Genomic DNA, 22,843 nt, shown 5'->3' with positions numbered 1-22,843 from the left:
AAGCACTTATTAACGAGATATCAATCATTAGCAAAGGCCAGCTAGTTTAAAATGAGTTAATAAATTTAAGAGCTTTGTTGATCTAATAAATACATAAACGATTTGTATTCAATGCCACTGTTTAATGACAAACCAATTTCACAGGTACGGCTACAAGAAATTCCTGAACTACACTTGTTAACTTGTTTTGGTAAGTCCTTAAGTGAATGTTGATTTAACTCTGGCAGAGTAAAACCTTTATCACCCGCAAAACCACAACATTCAATGCCATCCGGCTCGACTATGTTTTGACTAAGTGCATTAGCTATCTGTCGTAAATATCCATCGGTTGCCATTTTTTTGGTGCTGCAAGTGGCGTGCAGTGCAACTGCATCGGCATTTGTTTTTATGTTCAATTTAGGTAACACATTCACGGCGACAAACTCAGCTAAATCAAAAACAACAACGTCTTCTGGATTCTCATTTAATAAGGCAGGCTTTTGGTTTAATTGCTCAGCGCCTTTTTTTAACTGCATAGCGCAGGGGCTTGCATCAACAATCACTGGAATGATTCCGCCATTATTGTGTTTTCTGACGGCATTAATCACTTCGTCGTTTTTCTGTTTGGCTAAATCAAACAAACCTTTACTTTCAAATGGCTGACCGCAACAAAGCCCTTGTTGTTTATCAATCACTATCAGTTCATAACCCGCTTTGCTAAATACCGAGTTGATCACCGCTAACAAACTACGTTGATCCTTTGAATGTATTTCTGTGCCAAATACTCGGTTAGCACAAGTACTAAAAACAATAACTTGTTCAGTTACCATTTCTGACTTAGTTTGAGCTGGCTCGATATTACGTATGTTGATCGTTTGGCTGAGTTTTGGATGTATATTGTTATGTGCTGCGGTTGGCCATTTGTTATGCCAAAGTGGAATAAGTTTATTTAACTTTCTGAGCTTGCGGCCAATACGATTAACACGTTGCTGTCCTAACACTTTTTGCAAATAGGTTTGAATTTTAAGTCCAAAAGATACAAATGACGTTGTAGCGGAAAAGTGAGAAGCTAACCAACTTGCTACTTTACGCTCAGACTTACTCAGTCGCTCTGCTCTAAGCTGTTTTATAAACATGCCTGTATCTATCGATACTGGGCATTTTTGCGCGCACATACCTGTAGCGGCGCAGGTATCGATACCATAATGTTGATAATCTTTTTTAAGTACCACCAGCTCATGTTTTTCATCACTAGATAATGTCGAGGTTTTACGTTCTGACAACTGTTGAATACGACGCCAAATAGCAATACGTTGTCTTGGTGTTAAGGTGAAATCGGCTGATGGGCAAGCAGGTTCACAAAAACCACATTCAATGCATTTATCTATTGTGTCGTGTGCTTTTGGTAGTGCTTTTAAATTTTGTAAGTGCGCTTTGGGGTCGGAATTAATGATGACACCAGGATTAAAGATGTTGTCGGGATCAAAAATAGATTTTATATCTTTCATCAATTGATAAGCGTCACTGCCCCACTCTTGTTCAACAAATGGTGCCATATTACGACCCGTGCCGTGTTCCGCTTTTAATGAACCAGATAACTCATCGGCCACTAATACAGCAACCGCGCCCATAAACTGATCGTACTTTTCAATTTCTTGTTGGTTATTAAAGGCTTGAGTAAATACAAAATGTAAATTACCGTCCAGCGCATGGCCAAATATTATCGCTTCGTCATATCCAAATTGAGTAAACAACGACTGTAACTGCTCAATACCTTGAGCTAAATGTTCAATTGGAAACGCCACATCTTCAATAATAACGGTAGTACCGGTTTCTCTTACCGCGCCAACCGCCGGAAACGTGCCTTTTCTTATTGCCCATAATTGCTCAGCGATGGTTTTGTTGGAACTGAACGCAATTGACTGCAACATAGTAAATTGAGAAAAAGCGCCTTCCACAGCAATGACTTTTTGCTCTAACGATTGGGCGTCTATTCCTTCAATCTCAACTAACAAGGCAACACTGCTCTCACCATATTCAGTAAAAGTATCTGGTAATCCGGGTTTACCACGAACAGAACATAACGCCCGATAATCTAATAACTCAGCAGCGCTTACATCAAGCTGATGTAATTCAACCACTGCAGCAGCAGCCTCGTTAGCCGAGGCAAATAAAAACAAGCCAGTAGAAACATGAGTTCTAACCGCGACTGTGTCGTAAGTAATGTCGGCAATAAAGCCTAATGTGCCTTCTGAACCAATCATTAAATGAGCGATAATGTCGATGGGATCAGTAAAATCAATTAGCGCATTAATGCCATAACCTGTGGTGTTTTTTAACCGGTATTTTCGTTGGATTTTTTCAACTAATGCAGGTGTATTTTTCGCATGTTCAGATAAAGTTTTTATCTGCTCAATTAAGCCTGAGTTTTGTTGGCTAAATTGCTCACGACTTTGTTTACTGCTGGTATCTAAAATAGCGCCATTAGCTAAAACAAGCGTGATATCACGTAAGCTATGGTAGCTATTATTTTTAACTCCACAACACATGCCTGACGCGTTATTAGCCGCTATACCACCGACTTTACATGTATTAATTGAGGCTGGATCTGGCCCTATCTTACGTTGATGTGGGGCTAATATTTGATTAACTTTGGCGCCAATTAACCCAGGTTGTACTTTTATCTGTAAACCATCATTTAAGATAGTTGATTGAGTCCAATCCGCAGTTAATAACACCAAAACAGAGTCGGACACTGCTTGACCAGATAAACTGGTACCAGCGGCTCTAAAAGTTATGGCAACTTTGTATTCGCGAGCTAGTGCAACAAACGCCTGCATCTCTTGAAGATCGACAATTTTAACAACTAACTCAGGTGTCATTTGATAAAAACTCGCGTCGGTACCATAAGCCCGCCGTTGAATGATCTGAGTGATCACACGATGTTTTGGCAGAAGTTGATTTACACGAGTTAAAAAAGAAATAGGTAAAGACACAGGTTACTCTAACAGTCAGAAAATTAAGGTTACACAATATAATCTGACAGTATTGCCTATAAATTTATTCAATTCCACCACCCTATTAGGGGGGTGGTTATGGACAACAGTTTCGAGACTGGCATCAGGCTATAGAACCATCAATGATTGAGTCAAAAGCGGTTAACGCTTTTCAATAAAACTCTTAATTGCTTTGTTTGATTTCTCAACCATTTTTCGGCTACTTGCTGACGATTGAGTTAATACGATAAACAACAAATCAATAACAAATTCTTGTGACGTTCTGGATAAAATAGAAGATAAACGTACCGATGACTTTTCAGCCACGGTATATAACTTAATGTCAGCCACATTGTTTAGTTTATTACTGCCAAAGCTACTCAAACTGATAACCACAGCGCCATTTTTTTTAGCCACGGTAGCGGCTTCAACAACTTCTGATGTATTACCTGATTCACTGATGCAAAAGAGTAGGTCTTTTTTGCCAAAGGTTGAGCAGTAAGGAATTTGAATATGTCCATTTGGCTCTGCATTAGCCGCTTTTCCAACTTTTTGTAATTTATAGCTCAAATCGGTTGCGACTAACCCTGAAGCGCCAATACCGCTAACCAATATGCGGTTTGCCGCCATGATAGCTTTAACAGCCTCGTCAATATTTCTGACATTATTTAGGCTAGAGGTTTCACTTAATACGTTGTTTTTGCTGGCGAGTAATTTCTGCGATAGTTGTTCAAAGTTATCTTTTAAAGATATGTTACCAAGCCAATCCGTATCTACCACTTTAGCGTTAACAGCTTCAACCATGGCTAATTTAAACTCAAGGTAACCTTTATAACCTAGCTTCTGAGAAAACTTAATTATGCTTGATTGGCTTACACCAATAGCGGCGGCCAGTTCTTTCGATGATAATGTTTTAATTACTTGAGGCGCTTGTAATAAAAAATCGGCAATCTCTAGTTCATTTTTTGTTAGCGTATTTTTTATCGATTTAATTATCGCTATCGCACTCATCTAAATTCCTATTGTTTTTAACTACTTGATAACAGTAATACTAAGGTCTGCTCAACTTTAATTTTCTACCATGTTAACGGCTATTTGTTATAACCATCAAAGCAGAATATATCTGAATAATGGCTCTGTTTAAGTGTCTGTTAACGATGTTGGGATGACAAATAACGCCTTGTCCTTAGGATCTACTTAATCTTCCCGCACTCTTCGTAGTAGATAAACTTATTTAGCCTACTCAATTTGCACTATTTATGTTTCAACTGGGAATGATGTTCAGCTTAACGTTGCATAAAATGAAAGATAAACAAACCCTTAACAAAGGATACTTGTTTATGAGACACAATATCAATCGAAAATACACTTAGGTGAGTTAATTTTAAGATATATATTAAAGGTGATATTTATAAGGTCGAGTGGCGAGGAGCTTTGTTAATATTAAATATCGATAACTTTATAGTAGTAACAAGGGAATTAATGAAACTTACTTATACTTTAAGCTATTGAATTAAAAAGGATTGGTGGCAACCCCACCAGCTACATCCCGGCACACGAGTCACTTGCTGTGGCTGCTCCCTTCCGGGCCTGACCAAGTTCACGAGCTATCGTTGCGAGAGAACCAATGGAGTTACCATAGTGCTGCATAAATAAACAGAAGACTGCTCTCTAAGCGGCGCGCATTATTACTTAAACTGAAATTGGTTGCAAGACCCTATAACAAAAGAACAATTTATAGATCTGACTTTTTAAGCTAGAATCCAACGGTAAACTCCCATTATGTAATCGGATTAAATAAAAAAACCTATAATGATATTCTCCTCTCCTGCAAAAGAATCAACTAACGCACTATTGTTAACCGGTGGCGGCGCGCGTGCTGCGTATCAAATTGGCGTATTAAAAGCGATAGCATCACAATTACCTCGTAATCAAAAATCGCCGTTTAAAGTCATTTGTGGGACGTCAGCGGGTGCAATTAATGCCGTATCCATGGCTTGTCACGCATCGTGTTTTCACTTAGGTGTGAAAAAGACAGAATGGGTTTGGAAAAATTTCAAAACCGAACAAGTGTATGTTGGGAGTTGGACTGGGGTATTTGGCTATATTTTTAAAAACTATTTTTCGAAATATACCAGAACTGGAAAACTCAGAGCCACCAGTTTGTTAAACAATAAACCGCTTGAAAACTTGCTATCTGGATTAATAGATTACAAACGAATTGATAGAAATATTTTAACCGGCCACTTGGATGCCGTTTCCATTGCAGCCTCTAGTTATAGTGACGGTGACTCCATTGCTTTTTTTCAATCAAGCGGCAATAAAGAATGGCAAAGAGCGAAACGAAAAGGCGTCAAAACCGTTTTAACCACTCGTCATTTAATGGCCTCAGCTGCAATTCCTTTATTATTTCCAAGTGTCAAAATAGGTAATTCTTATTATGGGGATGGTGCAATTCACCAATTATCACCATTAAGTCCTGCTGTGCATTTAGGCGCCAATAAAATATTGATCATAGGGGTGGAACAGCCAAAACAAGATAAGTATTACGGTGAGTCAGAGTTTCACCCTAATACGGCCGCCATTACTGGTCATTTATTAGAGACTATTTTCACCGATTCTTTAAATGCCGATTTAGAACGCATGGAAAGAATAAATTCAACCCTTAACCACACCTCAGAAGATAAAGCAGGATTAACCAAAGTTGAGAGTTTGTTAATAAACCCAAGTCGCTGCTTTAATAAATTGGCGGCACAGCATTACAATAAAATGCCTTCAGCGATCCGCTTTTTATTGCGCTTTATCGGTATTTCCAAGAAATCTGAGTCTGCAATGATGAGTTACTTAATGTTTGAAAAACCATTTACCGAAGAACTAATCAAATTGGGTTACGAAGATGGCTTAAAACAAAAAGATGAGATCATGTCTTTTCTTGGTTTAACTGGCAAACAAGAAGTGAATTAACGAGTTACAGCTAACTTATTCAAATATTTAGACAGGGTTGTTTTGATAAATTTAACCCGATTAGCTTGAATTGACTGCCGATTGAAACATAAATATAGGTTTTCCTTCACAGAACATTCAAGTTCATGGATATTAATCAATGTTTGATGTGGGAATGCCTTTGCAGCATGTAAAGGCAAAACGGTAAACCCAAACCCTTTACTCACCGGCTGTAATATCAAGCTAATTTGATTAGAAAACCCTTTATGAATAAATTGATCGACATGTTCAAATTGTTGGAAATTTTTACTCAACAATAACCGAGCGTGGTGCTCAGCGTCAGGATGGGAAATAAAACCAAGTTTTATCAAAGTATCCCAATTGATGGTATCCACATTTTTTGCCGTTACCAATACCAGCGGCTCAACGCCAACTTTATGACTGACAACATTACTTAAATTACTTAGTTGCGTGATTAAACCTAAATCTAACTGACGGGCTGCAACCGCTTGCTCAATCTGTTTATTTGGCGCAAACGTGTAATCAATAATTAACTTAGGGAAAGATTGTTGAATCTCTAACAAGTGCGGATAGAGCCTTAATCCAACACTCCCTGGCGACGCAAGCTTGATGCGCCCTTCATGTGTTTCGTCATGTCTGACTAAACTTTCTAATTCTTCAGAGGATTTAAGCAGTTCTTTGCCTTTTTGAAATAGCTGTTCACCTGAGTCAGTCAATAGAAATGATTTACCGTCCCGCACTAATAAAGCCACATCAAGTTGCTGTTCCAGCTTCTTAATATGTTGACTAACACCAGACTGCGTCATGAACAGTTTATCTGCCGTTTGAGTAAAGTGCCCCACCTCAACTAAGGTGCAAAAGGTTTTTAACCACACTTGATTTATCATTACAAAATGTACTTATAAATATAACAATTGATAATTTTTCATACTTTATCATGAGGAATATACTTTGCCTATTACATCAATAGAGGAAGTCAAAATGAGTAATCCATATCCTAGAACATTTTCACACATTGGCATTTCCGTGCCAGATTTAGACAGCGCAGTTAAGTTTTATACAGAGGTATTAGGTTGGTATTTGATTATGAAACCTACCGTGATCACCGAAGATAACAGCCCAATCGGCGAAATGTGCACAGACGTATTTGGTGCTAATTGGCAAAAATTTAAAATCGCTCACCTATCTACTGGTGATCGTATTGGGGTTGAGTTATTCGAATTTGTTAATCAACAACAACCCGAGAATAACTTTGAATATTGGAAAACCGGCATTTTCCATTTTTGCGTTCAAGATCCTAATTTAGAAGAGTTAGTTGAAAAGATTGTGGCAGCAGGCGGTAAAAAACGCATGGCAGAACCGCGTTATTATTACCCAAATGAAAAACCGTATCGCATGATTTATATGGAAGACCCATTTGGCAATATTCTTGAAATATATAGCCATAGTTATGAATTAACTTATGCAGCGGGAGCTTATTAAAAGTTAATTGAGACCCTAAAAAAAAAGAGTTAGTAAATACTAACTCTTTTTTAAAAGCTTAAATTAGAACAAGTAATGTCCCGCTTATTTCACATCAGTAATCGATTATTAACCCGTCATCAAGTAACGTTCTACTCGTTCTACTCTTCTTGGTTTGCCTTTAATAATAATAGTATCTAACGCTTCAATAACCGTATGTTCGTCAGGTAAGGCAAGCTCTTCACCACCTCGTCTTAATCCCACCACTTCTACTCTACGATGGGTTAAATTGAGTTCAGCCAGCGTACGTTTAACTGCAAATGCATCTAACGGAATGGCAATTGCGTGAATGTACTCCAATAAATCACGTCTATCCGCCGTTACTTCAGTAACATCTCCAGGGTAAAAACCATGTAATTGACCATAACGGTTTTCTCTTTCTTTTCTAATCCGTTTTAATACTCGCGACATAGGCACACCCGACTCAAACAGAACTTGTGACACTAACATCAAGCTCCCTTCCAATGCTTCAGGCACCACTTGATCTGCCCCGTCTTCCAATATCTCTTTTAAGTTTTCATCTGTTTTAGTACGAACCATGATTCGAGCTGAACTGTTTAACTCTTTAACATTCTTGATCACCACATGGGCTTTATCCAAGTCGCCAAAGGTGATCACAATTAATCTGGCATCTACCGCCCCAGCTGATTGCAAAATGGCTTTGTCTCTTGCATGACCATACTGAACATTTTCACCAGCGGCTTGCGCTTCACTTACCCTTACTGGATCAACATCCAAGGCAACATAAGGTACAGCTTCCGACTTAAGAAAACGACTCACCGTTTGACCTACACGACCAAAGCCGCAAATTACAACATGGTCTTTTAATTTTGTTTCAAAGTTAGCATTTGGTGTTTCATCATAACCGCCATCTTGTTTACCTCTTATTTTGTCTAGCTTATCTACAATTTGAGTATTATTAGCGATGATAGACGGAGTGATTGCCATACTTAATACACCAATGCCTATTAAGGTTGACGATAATTCAGCACTGAAGATATTTAATTGTTGAGCCAGAGCCACTAATACAAAACCAAATTCACCCAGTTGAAACATCATTAAACCGGCACTTAAGCCATCATTACGAGTTTCACCGGACATTACAGCTAATTGTTTGATTACGATGGTTTTCACCACAAGCAAGGTTATTAAACCAATTAGAATCCAATGCCACTCTCTGCTCATGACGTTGATATCTAGCTGCATGCCAACACTGATAAAAAACAGACCCATCAATATATCTCTAAAAGGACGTATATCGGCTTCTAATTGATGTTTATATTGGCTTTCACTTAACATCATTCCGGCTAAAAATGCGCCTAATGCCATAGATAAACCAAAAAAGCTGGTTAAGGTTCCAGCCATGACGGTGACCAAAATTGCCGTAAGCACGAATAATTCATCGGTTCTCACCTGTGCAACTTGGTTAAATACTTTTGGCAGTATCCATTTACCCACCGACAATAAAATGGCAACAACGATTGCGCCTTTTCCTAAGGCTAATAACAAGGCAACCACAACGTTTTCGCCACCGTTAGATGCCAATAACGGCATGGCAATTAAGAACGGAACAACAGCAATGTCTTGGAATAATAAAATACTGATGGCTATTTGCCCGCGCTTGGTTTGGGTAATGCCATTTTCGTTCAATGATTTCACCACCACTGCCGTGGAAGATAACGCAAAGGTACAGCCAATAACAAAGGCCGTTGTGCCATTATTCCCCATGAAATAACACACCCCCATTACCAGCAATAAGGTAATAATGACCTGTGCACTGCCAACACCGAACACTAAATGCCGCATGGCAATTAACTTAGGTATGGAGAATTCTAAACCAAGGGAAAAAAGAAGAAATACAATGCCAAGTTCAGCCACTAACGCGACTTCTTCAGGGCTGGTGATCAAGGCTAACGCATGCGGCCCAGCGATGATACCGGTGACTAGATAAGCTAAAATTGGTGGTAACTTTATATGTTTAAAAAACCAAACAATAAAAACAGAAGTCGCCAATAATAAAATCAGCTCGATAAAGTAACCATGTGACATATATACAAAATCCTTTCGGGCAATTATTTGCCGACTGTTAATTGTCAGTCGAGCAGATTAAAACAATTTTAAACATTAATTCTATAAGATTCAAAGTATTACATTTCTGGCACATTTCTCGCTTAGTCTATTACAAGTGAAATTAATCGACCAAACACGGGGGACAATGTGGATTATATCAGTCACTTAGACGCATTAAACTCAGAAGCCAATGCTAACATTTTGGCGTCTTGGTCCAATTATTCAAATTTAAATCGAGAAGCCGACTCTTTAGTTGAACAACTTCAAACTACCTTAGATGTAGAGCAATTGTTATCTATTTATCTTAGTGCAATTACTTCTCACTATAAAATTAATTCTGTCGAACTTGATACATTTCATGGCAAATTTAAATCCAGTAATGGCCAATCCTCCTCGCAAACGATGACATTACCAATTCGAATTAATGATCGCCTTATGGGTCGTATTAGTTATTTTTCAGAAAAACCGATCACCGACATATTAATGTCTTCACTTACCGGTTATCAAAAGAAATTAATTTATCCATTAAGAAATGCATTAGCATTTTGGCAGTTACAGCAAATGGCATTAAAAGATCCATTAACCGGCATTGGCAATCGCTCAATGTACGAAGATGCAATTGAACGAAAGTTTCAACATGCAGAACGTTTTAATGAAGAATTTGTTTTGATGTTATTAGATTTAGATAACTTCAAAAATGTAAATGATACCCATGGCCATTTACAAGGCGATGATATTTTAACTAGCTTTGTACAACTTGTTGAAGAGTGCTTACGTGGCACAGACCAAGTTTTTAGATTTGGTGGCGATGAGTTTGCAATTTTATTGGAAAAGGAAGGGTTAAACGGCGCGCACATTGTTGCAGCCAGAATAAACCATGCTATTAGCCAAAGCCCTATATTCAATAAATTTAATGTTAGTACCAGTATTGGATGTGCTTGTTTTACCAAAAACGACACACCTAAAGATTTGTTTGCTCGTGCAGACAAAGCGCTTTACGCAGCGAAAGATGCAGGTAAAAACTGCATGAAAATTGCGTAACTACCACTACCCCCAGGAGTTGGCCTTCGGGCCGCTCCACCTAAACCTTGTCATAGATGCATAAACACTTTTTCAACTTTATAGTGAAAACTCAATTAAATAATATTACGCCAGAACCAAAGTTTATCCCAATTTATTACCGCCACTTTCACCCTTGATCTCACTAGAATATACATCTCGTTTTACTGGCTAATTAGTTTGTTATTTAACTGCTTGCAGCCACGCCAAACTAGGACTATATTGCGATCATCTGGCGCCAGATTTTTGCGCCTCCTATCCACCTTTAAAGCACATTCTGTGTGAGAGTAACAACATTAATGACATCAACATCCAGCAGGTCAGTTGCCCCTTTTGGCACCTTGTTAGGTATAGCGCCGGGTAATGTGCCCGTTTATTCTTCTGATTACGACAGCGCTGATGATATAAAACTCCCCAATAGACATGCTTACCGCAGTTATGTGGACGGTATTTTTATGGGTTATAAATGGCAATGTGTGGAGTTTGTCCGACGCTGGCTGTATTTAAATAAAGGTTACATATTTGATGATGTGGCTATGGCTTACGATATTTTTCGTTTGACTTCAGTACGGCTTATCGCCGATGAAAGCCGATTACCGCTTAAATCATTTTGTAATGGTTCTTTACGTCATCCAGAAGTTGGCGCTTTATTGATCTGGAATGAAGGCGGTGAATTTGAAGTTACTGGCCATGTCGCTATTGTCACCAAAGTCCTGCCCGATCGTTTGTATTTGGTGGAACAAAATGTGGGTCATCATGTTTGGCCACAAGGCCAAGATTATTCCCGTGTATTAGAAGCTCGCATTAGTGATGATGGAGGTTATTGGTTACGTTGTTCTTATGGTGATGCCTCTGTCATGGGTTGGGTTATTCAAACCGATGACGACCTACACGCTGAAGATATTCAACCTGATGATCCTAAACTATTCGACTTACAAATACGTAAAGTGGCAAACAACCTTAAGTCGTCTCGTGCTTGGTTAAATGTCGCTAATCCTGCAGAAGAAGCGTTTGTCGCTATGATGGGCGGGCATAAACTCGCCAGTAAAGTAGAAGATGATCATAACTATATGGTAATGACAGAGACCGCTGAGCGTGAATTAAAACGAGCCACCAATGAACTGCATGCTTTATTTATGCATGCAACTGACTATGTACTGCAAAACGCAGAGTTACAGTCCAAGTTTAATCTGCCACCAGCCTTGTGGCCTAAAATCCAACAGTCTTGGGATAACCGTCGTAACCAGATGATCACAGGCAGGTTTGACTTTAGTCTTTCAGCCAGTGGCATTAAAGTTTATGAATATAACTGTGACTCTGCGTCTTGTTACATGGAAGCCGGTATTGTCCAAGATAAATGGGCCAAACATTATGGTTGTAAAGAAGGCGAAAGTTCTGCAACAGAACTGGTGGAAGAATTAGTAGAAGCATGGAAAGACAGTGCCGTTAAAGGTGTGATCCATATTATGCAAGATACGGAGCTTGAGGAGAATTACCATGCCCTGTTCATGAAAAGAACAATGGAAAAGGCCGGTTTAGAGTGCAAGGTAATTAAAGGTGTCACTAGTTTACGTTGGGACGACGATGGTGATGTCATTGATGCCGAGGGCATAAAAATTCGTTGGGTTTGGAAAACCTGGGCTTGGGAAACTGCATTGGATCAAATTCGCGCAGAGTGCGATGACGATGAACAGCGTTTACGCAATTACCAAACTGATACGTCTCGTAGTGAGGCGCCGCGTTTGGTGGATGTATTATTGCGCAAAGACGTCATGGTCTATGAACCATTATGGACATTAATCCCTAGCAACAAAGCCATATTGCCGGTGTTATGGATGTTATTCCCTGACCATCCTTATTTGTTAGAGTCGTCATTTGAATTAACTGAGACATTAAAAAATAATGGTTATGTCAGCAAACCCATTGCTGGTAGGTGTGGTTTTAACATTAGTGTGTACGATGGCAAAGAAGCATTAATGGAAGAAACCTCTGGGCGTTTCGCTGAACAGGATCAAATATTTCAAGCGCTGTGGAAGTTACCCGATATTGGAGGCTATCGTTCGCAAGTTTGTACGTTTTCGGTGGCGGGACATTATGCCGGCAGTTGTTTGCGAGTTGACCCGACCTTAGTTATCACCAAAGACAGTGATCTAATGACCCTACGGGTGATTTAATCCTAACGGTATTTTGCTAAAAAGGCGCTACTAGTTTGTAGTAGCGCCCTTATCTTTCAGGACTTTTCAATTACAACATTGAATTTACAAATGCCGCAATATCTTCATCTTGGCTATGAGCAAAGAAACACTCTTGGAAACGTGCGCCGCCAATGGCTTGTTTGATTAACTCTGGGTCTATCGCTTTTAACGCGTCAATATAATCTTTCGCTACCGCAGACTTTAACTGGTTTAATATCCCAGCGTTAGTTACCTGTGACTCTTTACGATCTGCTGGATAACCTTGGCCTTTTTCACCATCAAAGGCTTTTTCTAAAATGTATTTAACATTCAATTCAGCGCCCCATCCAAACCCTTTGGCAAAAGGCAGTGCTAAAGCATTTCCGTTATTAATCTGGGCAAATAAATACGCATCAGATGGGTCAATACAATAACCACAAACAACTCCAGGAAACGCGTTGGCAGCCATCAATGCGCCTTGGCCAGTGCCACAACCGGTAACCACAAAATCAACCGCTTTACTGTTTAATAATAAACTAGCGATAATACCTAAATGTATATAGGTTAATCGATGATCGTTATCGCCATCCATACCAACATTAAACGCTTGATGGTTTTTATCTTTTGCGACATCTTGCAACTGCTGCCAAACAATAGGGTTTTTAGCCGCTTGGCTAAATTCATTCATTAATGCGATTTTCATAATTCTTTAGTGAAGCTCCATTACTTTATGGTGGAATTGTGTTTATTTTAACGTAAAGAAAATCAAACCGCCACCGGTGGCATTTAATATTAAATTATTACATATATAAGTTAATTGCTGAAAAAGTTAAATTAGGCAATAGCTATACCTCCTATTGGATTTTCCTTTAACAGAAAATCAGTTATAGTCAGGGGAAATCTTACCTACAATTAATTTTCTTATTGGTAAGAAATACCCTTTTTTATACATTTTCACACTAACAAATACGGAGATTATTTGTGCGAATAGACAAGTTTTTAATTCTAGTTCTCTCTTTATTTTTGTTACCAAATACGATAGCAGCGTCACTACCTGATTGGGTAACTACTCCACCAGGAGACAGTAACCAGTGGTTTTATTCTGTTGGTATGGGTGAAAATAAAAAACAAGCTCAACAACAAGCCCTCGAAGAACTTAGTGCTCGATTACAAGTTACTGCTCAGAGTAATACACAACAATTTGTCGAAGCAAAAAATGGAACCACCGAACTCTACTTAGAAACAGACTCATTATTTACCGGCACCAATTTAACCTTTACCAACATAGATATCGTTAATACAGCGCAACATAATGACGATGTGATTGTATTAGTTAAAGTGGATAGACAAGCCTTTTTCCAGCAGTTACATGACCAACTTAAAGACCAACTCACCGCTTATTTAATAAACAACCGAGCGTTTGGGATTAAACAGCTATCTCCTGCACTGGTTAAATTAATCCAATATAACCAAGCTAAACCCACTATAAATAAAACCTTAGTGTTATTACGTTCTTATTCTTTTGAAACCGTTCAATTAGATCAGTTAATGATTCAATTAACTCAAGCGGCACAGTCCATTTCCGCAAAAGTGGGTTATCAAGTGTTAATCGCTAATAACGATCAAAAGCATTCAAGCACGGTTAAACTTGGATTAATAAATCAAATGCAATCCATTGGGCTATCGTCAGCTCAACAAGCTCACACACTTAAAGTCGTATTTGCCGGATTAAATGTAGAAACGACCACGACCGATTTTCATAGTGCCATTAAGATGTCCGCTGACCTTATCTATGTGTTAGACGATCAGATTATTTATCAAAACCCAATTCATGCCACGTCGTTTAGTCAAACTCCGGAGTTAGCTGAACAACAAGCGATAGAGTCCGTTCAACTACAATTAGGAAGTAATGAATGAATGTTATTAAGTGCATAACCTTATTGGCTGCACTGCTGCTATTTGGTTGTGCTATCAATGTTCAAGATGGCGACGACATTAAATATAATAAACATAATATTGTCAGTAAATTTAATGCCAAATTAATGCCTAGAGAACAACGTTTGGCTCGTATTAGCAGCGATATGAAAAAAGTTGGTTTTAACAAAGTCAGTGTTTCACAAGTGTTTAATGCTTTCAGTAATAGCGTACTCAGTATATTTAAACATCAACACAACATCATCACTGAACATAAAGTGTTATTAGATAATCACCGAGATGTGTTGTCATTTTTAATGGCCAATAAAGACAAAGATAAAGCTCAATTACAACAAGCCATTACCGACTTTGATAAAACCGCTGAAACTGAAAAAGAAAAAATTGGTCCTAAAATTAAGGCTTATGAAAAAGCCTCGGATAAAATTTGGGAAGAGAATGTAAAGCTATCGCTTTTGATCACAGAACAAACGTTACGACTCGCTTATATCATCAGGTTACAAGGTGATGACTTAATCGGCATGCAAGGTTTGAGCATGTTAATGAACGCCAATAAAATAGGTGAAGCCTATAAACTTGCCGAAATTCGGCTGCATTTAGCTAAAGTGGCTAACGAGTTTATCGAAGACGAAAAAGCCATCATTGATATCGCAAAACAATTACAAACGTTTCAAAACGCAGATTAACAGGAAGTAAAAACATGAAACTATTATTCACAACATCCGCATTAATTTTTATTATGTCTGTTGCGGGTTGTTCAAGTACTGCGAAAATAAAATATCCGGAACAACAAACAAATGTTTCTCAAACTAACACAGGTAATTCAAAACTCATTACCGCCAAATCTGCTTATCAATTCGAAGACAAAGATATTGAAGTCCCAAGTAATTTTAATGTGCAAGGGATTAACAGTTGTACCTTTGATATAGATAACGAGTCTGATGATTGCCCGTTAAAAAAACCTATCGTTAGAGTTTATTTTGCAGGCAATAACAGCGCTAGCCAAAAACCAGAAGAAAAACGCGTTTTAGAAGCGTTAAACAATAAGACCCTTGGCCTAATGTTTGAAAGCCAATTAGCTGGCATTAATCGGTTTAGAATTGTGACGCAAGACGAGGTGACCGCTCAAGAAGTGGCCAGCCAAATGAAAGAACAATCAGCAAAAACCCTAGCTAACGTCATGCGAAATAACAAAACCTTACGCCCTGATTATCTGTTAAAAATCGATACCGTCAAAACCGCAGATCGTTTTTATGCGGAATATAACGGCTTGGCAAAATATGAAGTAGAGTTAACTGTGAGTGTGATTGACCCATTCACAAAAGAAAAATTGTCTTACCCGAACATTGGAAAAATACGTATCAAGGGTACCGACGTAAAACAAAAACAAGATCTTGTTTACACAGAAGTTAATGGCAAATATTACACCGGATTTGATTACACAAACCCTGACAATATTAATGCCGTATTTAGTAAAATGGCTTCAAAAGCATTTGATGTCATGTTATCCAGAATGTTAACGGAAATGCCGGTGTCAGCTCAAGTTACAGGATTAAGAGGCGACCAAATAACGTTAGACCGTGGCCGAAATGCAGGCGTATTAACCGATGATACCCTTATATTATTTAAATACGACGGAGGGTTTGTTGATCCTATCGCTGTAGCCTTAGCAAAACCATCTTCAGAAAGTGCCATAGCTAAAATAATAAAATGGAAAAAGTCTGACATCGCGACTGACTTAAAACAAAAGTCTGCAAATGGGATTTATCGCCCGAGTAACAACGAGCAAATATTTGCCGTATCCGTTGGTTTACCAAGCTCATATATAAAAAATAAAATGTAATTTGAGACCATGACTATGATGAAACGAACACTTTTATTGGTTTTATTTTCTTTTGCCTTACCAGGACATGCCCATACGGAAGAGGTTAAATTTAGTTATGCTAAGTTGAATAAAGAATTAACCCTCTCTGGAGCGTTATGCACTTATGGACGCAAGTCGAAACAAAAACTTCCCGAGTCTGTAATTAGTCATATCCATAACCATGTTAAAGATCAAAACAAAAACTTTATTGACCAAATAAGAGACATCAAAACCGGAATGTTTGGTCGACGTTTGAACACGGCAGAATTAGCGGTGATGTATCAGTTAACCGATAAGCACTTAGAGCTAGACTATTATTTTGAAGGTAATAGTGCCTGTGTTAACTTTCAAGCAAGATTAGAGTTAGACTTTAATGCAGATGCAAATATGTATTTTAACTTTGCTCAGCCTGCCTCATGGACGTTTATGGCTAAACGCAATGACTTAGCTGATATCAATCAAGCCATTAAGTTAATTTATCCAAAGCTTAGTTTGTCTGAACAAGATTTATCAGCTGCAACACAATCTTATTTAATTGAATTATCCCAAGTCAGTGACACCTATGCGTTATATAAATTTGATGCACAAGGTTATACGTCATCACAATCAGTGCAATTAAATACCTTTTATGTTGAAGCACCTGCGCCTTATAAAGCGGCGATGACCGATTATTTAACCAGTTACCAATACAGCACTTTAGTTGATAAAAACCAAGCGAACTGGCAAATCACAGTGAACCCGGTTAAGTCTGCTCAAAATTTACTATTTACCGTAAGTTACCAATCCAAAGACAATCAAAATAAACAAGTTAATAATGACCCAGATGCGTTACCGCAGATAGTCACTAATAACCAACAAGAGTTAAAAAACCTTATTTTATTGCATTTAGAAATGATGGAATTTGTCAACGTATTACAAAAATAATTAAACCAGCCTAAAGCACTAAGCAAAAAAAACGGGTTCTTATAACCCGTTTTTCACTCTAATTTATTACATGTCATTTTAATCTGAATGTAATGCTTCAATAGGATTTAACTGAGAAGCTTTGATTGCGGGAAATGCACCAAATGCAACCCCTACTACCATACAAATAGTCACTGATAAAAAGATAGCCCACAACGACCAAGTCACAGCCCAGTCAGAGTAAAACCCTATCACTTCTGACAATAACAAACCAAATACCACACCCAAAACGCCCCCCATTAATGAGATAACAAAACTCTCGGTGATAAACTGCATTTTAATATCTTGTCTGGTTGCGCCAACGGCACGTAACAACCCTATTTCTTTAGTACGTTCCAATACATTGGCTAACATAATATTCATGATGCCAATTCCACCAACCAATAAAGAAATACCGGCGACACATGCCATAACAATATTGAATATCTGCTGGGTTTGTTTTTGTTGCGCCAATAACTCTGATGGAATGATCAATTGATAATCTTCAGTTTCACCATGACGCAACTTTAATAGTTGCACGACTGCTTTCGCCGCTGACACCGGATCGTATTGTTCATTTACGGCAAGCTTGATAACGTCTAGTTCACTCGCTAAACGGCCTTTATCTAGCTTTTTAAGGCTGGTGCTTAAAGGGATAAATACGGTATTCCTATCCCCGCCAAGTTTTACACCTTGGAAATCGTCTTTATTAATCTGGGCATTTTGTAACACGCCAACCACTTCCAACCATAAATGATTAAGCTTAACAAATTGACCTATTGGATCTTGAGTTGGAAACAAGGCTAACGCGGCGTCTTCACCAAGCACCGCGACTTGTTTAACATTGATGTTGTCGTCTTGGTTTAGTGCGCGACCTTGTTTAAAAGATAAATTGGCCAAGTCGAAATACGTAGGACTGACCCCCATCGCTTTCGCACCGGACTTACCTGAGTCGCTGTATAACGAATACACTTTAATATTCTTTTGTGCGCTATAACCCGTCACAAAAGGTAATGTAGCTCTTGCCGCTTCTACATCAGAAAATGTTAATCCTAATGATTCTTGGCGTAACTCTTTCAATTCTTGATTGGAGTATTTTTTACCTTCGATAATAAGATTATGTAATCCCATCGAATCTATTAATTTTAAAGCTTCTTTTTCAGCCCCTTCACCAATATTTAACATGGCTATGACAGCGCCAACACCAAATATCATCCCTAACAAGGTTAATAATGTTCTTAGTTTTTGCGCGGCTAATTCGTTTATGGCGTCCCAAAACAATGGCATTAACTTATCCATTTATATTCTCCTCTACCGTTGATAATGCTATTGCATCACCAACAGAAATCCCTTGAGTTACTTCAACAAAGTATAAATTTTTGACACCGGTTTTAACCACTTGTTTTTGAAAACTCCCGTCCTTTTTAACATAGACATAATTGACACCATCATCACTATGAATGGCTTGCAACGGTACAGTCAGTTTGGACTCTAATTTATCCACTAATATACTGGCACTCAGTTTTCTACCAGGTATGAATTTACTGTTGCTACTAGCATCTACATTAACGATAACTTCAAAATATTTAGTTGGGTTGCCTCGTTCTATCGTGCGGGAAAAGCCAGAAACTTCTTTAACAACACCATCAAATTCCTCGGTAGGAAAGGCATCAAGCCTTAATGTAACCACTTGGCCCTGTGCTAGGCCAATGGCTTCTTTATCTAATACAAAGACCTTAGCTTGCATCTTGCTTAAATCTGGAATTTTAGCGATAGCATTACCAGGGAATACAGTTTGTCCTATGCTTGGCTTTTCTCCACGCCAATTTTTTTCGTAAACCAATAAGCCATCGTATGGCGCTCTGATCTCAAGCTTCACTAAAGCATCTTGGTGCTGTTTGTATTTAGCCAAGTGTCCTTGCTTTTTGATATCTATAACTTCAATAGCGCCTTTGCTTTGGTTATCAACACTGAGTTTTTTCCAGTCTAAAAATTCGTCTTTAGCCCCCAAAAAGTCAGTGTTTTGCATTTGATCTATGATCTGTAATTTAGAGTACAAACGTATGTCGTCAATGTTAAAATTTTGAGCGAATTCAAACTCTTCTGATACTAAGTTTTTTTCACTTAATACTTCGGATTGCTGCTGGATCTGCTGCGATTTGGTTTGTATTAAATCGCGCTCCAACAACATCATGGCTAATTCTTCTTTTCTGCTATCCAAAGTCAGTTGCTCGCCATCAAACATAGCCACAAGGTCACCTTTTTTAACTTCAATAAACTCTTGAGCTAACCATGCTATGGTCATTGGCATACGGCCAGGGGATGTTATGAGTTCAGCTTGAGCCGCTTCCAGTTCACCTTGAGCTGGTACTAAAATGGAAAACGTTTTTTGCTCGACGATATAAACGGTTTCTTGTAATTCAGGTTCGGCACAGGCGTTTAAAAATAACAACATCAAGGTGATAAAGCTTAGTTTTAACAACTTCATGTTATTGTGCCTCACTCATGTTATTAATGACTTCTACCTTAGTTTGCATACCTGGCCTCATCAATTTAGGGTCAATGGTTTCTAACTTAATAAATGCATCAAAAACAACCTTAGGGTTTTGATTAGACTTAGAACGATAAGATTGCCCTAATGCGCTAATTTCACCCATAAAAGGCAATTCAGGATAAGAATCCAACATCACTTTCACCTTACTGCCCACACCTAATTTAGCGCTGTCAGGTTCATCAAACTCAGCTCTAACTGCCATTTTATCTAACGATGGTATGGTTAATATACTTTGACCTTGCCATAAGGTTTCACCCACAGCTGGCTTTTCTCCGTCGTGATTTGTGACATACATAACAACGCCAGACTTTGGTGCTTTAATAGATAAACGTTTAATGTCTGTCTGAATCTCTTCCACTTTTGCCGTTAAGCTTCGAATTTTGCTTTGCGAAACAACATTATTAACTTTACGACTGGTTTTAAACTGCGCTAACTTTTGCTGCGCTTGTGCCAATTTACTGGTGGCAATTTCAAATTGTTTTTGTTGTTTTTTTCGGTCAATCTCAGATGTGGCGGCGTCGACTATTTCTGATTTACGTTTTTCTTTGTCATAAAACATATTGGCTTCTGCTAGGGATAGTTTTAAGTCTTCCCCTTTTTGGTCTTGCGCTAACTCTTCTTGCTCTTGTTCTTTGATTGCGGCATCTAATGAACTTTGTTTATCAAGCAATTTATTGCGCAAGTCTTGTCCATCTAATCGAACCACTACATCGCCTTTGTTAACTTGGCTATTTTCTTTGATCAGATATTGTAATTTGTATTGCCACATCCCGTTTACACTTGGCGGGGAGATCGTTGCACTGTCTAACGAAATTAACTCGCCTGTTGCAGTAAGCGGCTTTTCATCTGCAATGTTATTATCTTGTTGCTGAACCTTTTCTGAACAAGCCGCTAACGTTAAAACACTAATTAAAATACCAATTTTATTTATCATTGGCGGTCTCCTTGTTAACCAAGACTCTGACACTCATTCCCGGTAACAATGTTTGCTCAGGCTGTTTATCAAATGTAATTTTTATCAAATAATAAGCGCTATCACTCCACTCTTCTTTTTTCTCAGATTGGCTGGCAACATACGACACTTTGCCTGGATAACTGCTATCCGAAAATGCATCTAGGGTTAACGTGGCTTTATCACCTAACGCGACTTTATTGGCGTCAATTTCATGTAACCAAGCTTCAACTTCAAAAGAGTCCTGTCCCTGAACTAACATAACGTTCATTGACGCTTGTACCATTGAACCAGGTGCTATTTTTTGGCCGTTCCATGGATGCATCATATGAGTCACAGGTCCTGAGAACTTGGCTTTTACCGCCACCTTTTCTAACATGGCCTGCTGATACGATATATTCTCTTTTAGTTTTAATATTTCTATATTCTGTTTTTCTAAACCGGTGATCTGTTCTTGTTTTTTAACTTCGTAAGTTTGTTCTGCTTTAATTTTATTAAATAACGCTCGTTCTAAGGTGACTTGGTATTGACCTTTATCGTATTGACTGACTTCGGCACTGGTTATTTCAGCTTCTATTCTCGCCTTTTCTACTTCTAATATGGCAACGTCTAAGTTACCTTTTGCTTCAATAACGGCTTGCTCTAAGTCTAAGGTTTGTTTTTCTAAAACCAGTAATTCAGATTCAAGTCTTTCTTCATCTTGTTGTATTTGGGTTTGGATTGAACCTGAATCAAACACAGTCACTAAATCACCTTCTTGTGCGACCTTGCCTTCTTCTAACATCCATTGAACTTGGATTTGCCATCGGCTCGTTTTTGGAGCGGTGATCACTTGTTGTTTAGCCGACGTAATTTGCCCTGTGATCAATATGGGTGAATTAGCAAAAGCTGAAAAAGGAAAAAGACTCATTGTGAGGAAAATACTTGTTCGATTCACAACTTTGTTTATTAAGCGGTTTACCATCATAGCTCCCTGCATTAGTCTTGCTCACTTATTACTTTACCGTCGCGCATCCTAACGACTCGCTGTGCATACTGAGCGATATCATCTTCATGCGTCACCATAACTATGGTTTGCCCTTGCTGATGTAAATCAGTTAACAATTGCATGATCTCATAGGAGGTTTTACTGTCTAAATTACCCGTTGGTTCATCTGCTAATATAACGGTTGGTTTGTTAACCAGAGCTCTAGCAATCGCTACTCGTTGTCTTTGCCCGCCAGACATTTCATTTGGCTTATGGTACATACGATGTTCTAAACCAACCAACTTAAGTAATTCAATGGCTCTTTGGTTTGCTTCATCTTCGTCAACATCAGCAAAACGCAATGGCAGCTTTACGTTGCCAATAGCATCTAGCTTGGGTAATAAGTGGAAAGTTTGGAAGATAAAACCAATATGTTGATTGCGGATTTTAGAGAGGTGCTCATCTGACATTTTAGCCACATCTTGCCCATCTAATAGGTATTCACCACTGCTGGGAGCATCGAGGCAACCAAGTATGTTCATTAAAGTAGACTTACCTGAACCAGAAGTCCCCATAAACGCAACAAACTCATTACGTTGCACGGAAAGTGAAACTCCATTCACTGCTTTTACTTGCTCATCACCGTTTGAGAATACCTTCTCAATGTTTTTTAACTCTAACATTTGATCCCTTTTATAAAGCCCAAGCAACAAATTACTATAACGAATTAGCTAACTAATTGAATTAAAATATGTATTCAAAATAGGGTTAATAATAAACCGGATTGGAATTATAGCCAGATATAATTAAGGCGAAATAGTTGCAAGATGAGATTAAGGTAGCGTCAGTTAAACGGGCAATAACCTAAG

The 22,843-nt window shown here is 38.4% G+C and carries 18 protein-coding genes and 1 other RNA gene; 8 read left to right on the top strand and 11 right to left on the bottom strand.

The features are described 5' to 3' along the window. Positions 1 to 65 precede the first annotated feature (65 nt). From KO505_RS02290 to ffs, 3 genes are all read right to left on the bottom strand, one after another. Positions 66 to 2,975 carry an FAD-binding and (Fe-S)-binding domain-containing protein gene (locus KO505_RS02290; protein WP_216053821.1) on the bottom strand — a complete coding sequence of 970 codons (2,910 nt, stop codon included), beginning with the start codon at positions 2,973 to 2,975 and terminating at the stop codon, positions 66 to 68. A 162-nt stretch (positions 2,976 to 3,137) separates the two neighbouring features. Beyond that, entirely contained in the window at positions 3,138 to 3,986 is an 849-nt protein-coding gene (locus tag KO505_RS02285) for a MurR/RpiR family transcriptional regulator (protein WP_216053820.1), read from the bottom strand. A gap of 522 nt (positions 3,987 to 4,508) precedes the next feature. After that, positions 4,509 to 4,605, bottom strand: an RNA gene (gene ffs, locus KO505_RS02280) — signal recognition particle sRNA small type. A gap of 182 nt (positions 4,606 to 4,787) precedes the next feature. Here ffs and KO505_RS02275 point away from each other — a divergent pair. Then, complete coding sequence (locus KO505_RS02275; RefSeq protein ID WP_216053819.1) at positions 4,788 to 5,939, top strand: patatin-like phospholipase family protein; 1,152 nt, start codon at positions 4,788 to 4,790, stop codon at positions 5,937 to 5,939. Here the strand turns inward: KO505_RS02275 and KO505_RS02270 are convergent. Further along, positions 5,936 to 6,826 carry a LysR family transcriptional regulator gene (locus KO505_RS02270; RefSeq protein ID WP_216053818.1) on the bottom strand — a complete coding sequence of 297 codons (891 nt, stop codon included), beginning with the start codon at positions 6,824 to 6,826 and terminating at the stop codon, positions 5,936 to 5,938. The genes KO505_RS02275 and KO505_RS02270 overlap by 4 nt on opposite strands. A gap of 94 nt (positions 6,827 to 6,920) precedes the next feature. On the opposite strand from KO505_RS02270, the gene KO505_RS02265 reads away from it, so the two are divergent. Continuing rightward, a complete protein-coding gene (locus KO505_RS02265) occupies positions 6,921 to 7,421 on the top strand; it encodes a lactoylglutathione lyase family protein (protein WP_216053817.1) in 501 nt (166 codons plus the stop codon). Between the two features lie 108 nt (positions 7,422 to 7,529). Here the strand turns inward: KO505_RS02265 and KO505_RS02260 are convergent, their stop codons facing one another. Beyond that, positions 7,530 to 9,509 carry a monovalent cation:proton antiporter family protein gene (locus KO505_RS02260; RefSeq protein WP_216053816.1) on the bottom strand — a complete coding sequence of 660 codons (1,980 nt, stop codon included), beginning with the start codon at positions 9,507 to 9,509 and terminating at the stop codon, positions 7,530 to 7,532. 168 nt (positions 9,510 to 9,677) lie between these two features. Here KO505_RS02260 and KO505_RS17540 point away from each other — a divergent pair, with 168 nt between their 5' ends. Together KO505_RS17540 and gss are read left to right on the top strand one after the other, a co-directional pair. Beyond that, positions 9,678 to 10,571, top strand: a complete 894-nt coding sequence (locus KO505_RS17540; protein WP_216053815.1) for a GGDEF domain-containing protein — start codon at positions 9,678 to 9,680, stop codon at positions 10,569 to 10,571. A 317-nt stretch (positions 10,572 to 10,888) separates the two neighbouring features. Further along, entirely contained in the window at positions 10,889 to 12,763 is a 1,875-nt protein-coding gene (gene gss, locus KO505_RS02250) for a bifunctional glutathionylspermidine amidase/synthase (protein ID WP_216053814.1), read from the top strand. A 70-nt stretch (positions 12,764 to 12,833) separates the two neighbouring features. On the opposite strand, the gene KO505_RS02245 is transcribed toward gss, so the two are convergent. Further along, positions 12,834 to 13,466, bottom strand: coding sequence for an RpiB/LacA/LacB family sugar-phosphate isomerase (locus KO505_RS02245; protein ID WP_216053813.1), 633 nt, complete (start codon positions 13,464 to 13,466; stop codon positions 12,834 to 12,836). Between the two features lie 278 nt (positions 13,467 to 13,744). On the opposite strand from KO505_RS02245, the gene KO505_RS02240 reads away from it, so the two are divergent. From KO505_RS02240 to KO505_RS02225, 4 genes are read left to right on the top strand one after another with little or no spacing between them, the layout of a single operon-like run. Beyond that, positions 13,745 to 14,680: an LPP20 family lipoprotein gene (locus KO505_RS02240; RefSeq protein WP_216053812.1), complete on the top strand. Its 936-nt coding sequence runs from the start codon at positions 13,745 to 13,747 to the stop codon at positions 14,678 to 14,680. Beyond that, entirely contained in the window at positions 14,677 to 15,381 is a 705-nt protein-coding gene (locus tag KO505_RS02235) for a hypothetical protein (protein ID WP_216053811.1), read from the top strand. Before KO505_RS02240 ends, KO505_RS02235 begins: the two co-directional genes overlap by 4 nt. 14 nt (positions 15,382 to 15,395) lie before the next feature. Continuing rightward, the gene (locus KO505_RS02230) at positions 15,396 to 16,538 is read left to right on the top strand and encodes a hypothetical protein (RefSeq protein WP_216053810.1); all 1,143 of its coding nucleotides are present in this window, start codon (positions 15,396 to 15,398) and stop codon (positions 16,536 to 16,538) included. A gap of 15 nt (positions 16,539 to 16,553) precedes the next feature. Next, positions 16,554 to 17,483 carry a hypothetical protein gene (locus KO505_RS02225; RefSeq protein WP_216053809.1) on the top strand — a complete coding sequence of 310 codons (930 nt, stop codon included), beginning with the start codon at positions 16,554 to 16,556 and terminating at the stop codon, positions 17,481 to 17,483. Positions 17,484 to 17,561: 78 nt separating this feature from the next. Here the strand turns inward: KO505_RS02225 and KO505_RS02220 are convergent, their stop codons facing one another. The 5 genes from KO505_RS02220 to KO505_RS02200 all read right to left on the bottom strand — a co-directional run bounded on the left by KO505_RS02220 (position 17,562) and on the right by KO505_RS02200 (position 22,657). Further along, on the bottom strand, positions 17,562 to 18,800 hold the full coding sequence (locus tag KO505_RS02220) for an ABC transporter permease (protein WP_252731593.1): 1,239 nt from the start codon (positions 18,798 to 18,800) through the stop codon (positions 17,562 to 17,564). Continuing rightward, complete coding sequence (locus KO505_RS02215; protein ID WP_216053808.1) at positions 18,793 to 19,989, bottom strand: efflux RND transporter periplasmic adaptor subunit; 1,197 nt, start codon at positions 19,987 to 19,989, stop codon at positions 18,793 to 18,795. The genes KO505_RS02220 and KO505_RS02215 overlap by 8 nt, the downstream gene beginning before the upstream one ends. A gap of 1 nt (position 19,990) precedes the next feature. Next, entirely contained in the window at positions 19,991 to 20,989 is a 999-nt protein-coding gene (locus tag KO505_RS02210) for an HlyD family secretion protein (protein WP_216053807.1), read from the bottom strand. Then, positions 20,979 to 21,917 (bottom strand): HlyD family secretion protein, encoded by a 939-nt coding sequence (locus tag KO505_RS02205; protein WP_216053806.1) that lies wholly within the window; start codon positions 21,915 to 21,917, stop codon positions 20,979 to 20,981. The genes KO505_RS02210 and KO505_RS02205 overlap by 11 nt, the downstream gene beginning before the upstream one ends. Positions 21,918 to 21,985: 68 nt before the next feature. Then, positions 21,986 to 22,657: an ABC transporter ATP-binding protein gene (locus tag KO505_RS02200; protein WP_216053805.1), complete on the bottom strand. Its 672-nt coding sequence runs from the start codon at positions 22,655 to 22,657 to the stop codon at positions 21,986 to 21,988. Positions 22,658 to 22,843 lie beyond the last annotated feature (186 nt).

Source organism: Psychrosphaera sp. F3M07, assembly GCF_018860345.1.
Lineage (GTDB): Bacteria > Pseudomonadota > Gammaproteobacteria > Enterobacterales > Alteromonadaceae > Psychrosphaera > Psychrosphaera aquimarina.
This window is presented reverse-complemented; position numbering and strand designations above follow the sequence as displayed.